Annotated in this window: 2 protein-coding genes; one reads left to right on the top strand and one right to left on the bottom strand. The window is 46.7% G+C overall.

Features of this window, described 5'->3' with window-relative positions:
• The first annotated feature begins 259 nt into the window (after window positions 1-259).
• Window positions 260-1600, top strand: a complete 1341-nt coding sequence (gene astB / locus ACLR2L_RS19915; RefSeq protein ID WP_413370732.1) for an N-succinylarginine dihydrolase — start codon at window positions 260-262, stop codon at window positions 1598-1600.
• 71 nt (window positions 1601-1671) lie between these two features.
• Here astB and ACLR2L_RS19910 read toward each other — a convergent pair.
• Window positions 1672-2570: Ig-like domain-containing protein (locus tag ACLR2L_RS19910; protein ID WP_413370730.1), on the bottom strand; the 899-nt coding region annotated here is incomplete at its 5' end.

Below are 2570 nucleotides of genomic sequence, written 5' to 3'. Positions count from 1 at the left end.
TTTTTTAACATATATCTACAAAGTGAATGGAAAACAAGTTCTTCTTAATACTTATTCGCAATGGTGATTTTTTGCACAGCAATAATAGCTCATTTTTCAACCACTGCGATTGGCACCGCTATTTATTTACGTATAATGCGCCCGAGTTACCGGTAACAAAGCAAACGATTGTTGCCGTTACCCGAATACATTTATAGCTACTCAACGGGTAAATACCAAATCATATAAACCCGTATAACAAAGAATAAGGCAGGAAATCATGCAATATTGTGAAGCAAATTTTGATGGTCTGGTTGGTCCTACTCATAACTATGCCGGTTTATCCTTCGGCAATGTTGCGTCTTATTCTAATGCTAATGCGGCCAGTAATCCAAAAGAAGCGGCATTACAAGGTCTTAAAAAAATGAAAGCCTTGTCGGACATGGGTCTGGTTCAGGGCGTTTTGGCACCTCAGGAACGTCCTGATATTGCCACCCTTCGCCGACTGGGCTTTACCGGCTCCGATGCGCAGGTGCTTGAACAAGCGGGCAAACAGGCCCGGGAAATCTTTTTAGCCTGCTGTTCTGCGTCCAGTATGTGGACCGCGAATGCGGCAACGGTCTCCCCCAGCGCCGATACAGCCGACGGCAAAGTACATTTTACCCCGGCTAACCTTACCAACAAGTTTCACCGCTCCTTAGAGCCGCAGGTGACGGGTAATATTCTGAAGGCAACCTTTGCCAATAATAAGTACTTTGCACACCACGCTCATCTGCCAGACAACGAGCACTTTGGTGATGAAGGTGCAGCTAACCATACCCGTTTGTGCAGTGAATATGGTCACGCCGGTGTCGAGATTTTTGTGTATGGCAGACATGCGTTCAGAAACGATCGTCCTCAGCCAAAGAAATACCCTGCGCGTCAAACGTTTGAGGCAAGTCAGGCGGTAGCGCGTTTACATGGCCTAAGCGACGAAAACGTGGTGTATATTCTGCAAAACCCCGATGTGATTGACCAGGGTGTGTTTCACAATGACGTGATCGCCGTGGGTAACCGCAATGTACTGTTTTATCACCAACAGGCATTCCATAACAGCCGTGCTGCGATTGCCGAGATTCAACAAAAATTTGGTGATCAGCCACTGCACTTTATTGAAGTAAAGGACAGTGAAGTGTCGGTGCAGGACGCTATAAAAACCTATTTATTTAACACTCAGCTAGTGACATTACCCGATGGCAACATGACGATTATTGCGCCGTCTGAGTGTCAGGAAAATCCAGTGGTTGAGCAGTATCTGGCTGAACTGGTTACTCGGGATACACCAGTGAAAAGCGTGAACTATTTCGATGTAAAACAAAGTATGCGCAATGGCGGTGGCCCGGCGTGTTTGCGGTTACGCGTAGCGCTTACCGACGCTGAATTAGCTGCCGTTAATCCTAACACGCTGATGAACGACGACCTGTTCAGCAAACTAAATGGCTGGGTAGAAAAGCATTATCGCGACGTGCTGACTGAAAACGATTTACGTGATCCGCAATTGTTGATTGAATCGCGCACAGCATTAGACCAGTTAACGCAGTTATTAAAACTAGGTTCGGTTTACCCTTTCCAACAAGCATAAGGGATTTCGTCAACACCCAATAAAAAAGCCGTTCACTTCTCAGTGAACGGCTTTTTCGTATGTCTTACTCACTACAGGGTGTCGGCACAACTGCTGCTGGTTCCCCATGTGCTGGACGGTGGTGGTGAGCCTTGTGTGCCGCGATCTTGTGCCAATACTCCCAATGTGTAAGGCATCGATTCAACAGATTCGGTTCCAGAGGATTCTCCTCTCGCAGCAATATTCAAGCGAACCCAACCACCATATTGTCTAGGGTAATTCAGGAATATCAACGCCTGACCGTTTTCATCTGTTGTAGCATCGGCATCGATAGCAGCTATATTCCCGGGGGTCAATTTACCATCTCCATTCAGGTCTTCACCGACATCTAACATTCCATTACCGTTCGCATCTTCGTTGTAACAATAGGCTGTAATTACCTGATAGTGAATCGAATCATCGTCATCCCACAACCAATAACCTTTAAAATAAGCAAAATCAGACGTTTCCATTATTGGCGTTGCGCTAAATGTTAAATTTGCGCCTGCAACCGGATTTGAATCAGCATCGGTGACGAATACAGAGAACTCTTTACTGTATGACGACTGTTGTGGCGCTTCAATCAGATTGCCGGTACCTAATGAAATATCAAATGGACGATCCCCTACGGTTAATCGGGTGGTGCCCGTTACCGCCTGGTTATCATTCACACTAGCCGTTACAACCACACTCTGGTAGGTACTTACGGCATTGGATTCATACACCGTTGTAGCAATGCCGCGGCGATCGGTGCGGCTTTGCGCATCGGTAAGATTGCCGTTTGATACGTCATTTACCTCAAAATTAACCAGCTTGTTGCGCACGCGGTTACCCTGGGCGTCCAGTACCACTGCAGAAATCGTACTGGTTTGCCCATCCGGACCAATGGAGTCAGGTGTGGCATCCAGAATCAGTGTAGCTGCGTCGGTGGCAATAAACGCAATATCTATTT

Origin of the sequence: Alteromonas sp. AMM-1, assembly GCF_047290655.1 — a bacterium.
Taxonomy (GTDB): domain Bacteria; phylum Pseudomonadota; class Gammaproteobacteria; order Enterobacterales; family Alteromonadaceae; genus Alteromonas; species Alteromonas mangrovi.
Note: the sequence above shows the minus strand (reverse complement) of the source record. Positions and strands in the feature narration are given on the sequence as shown.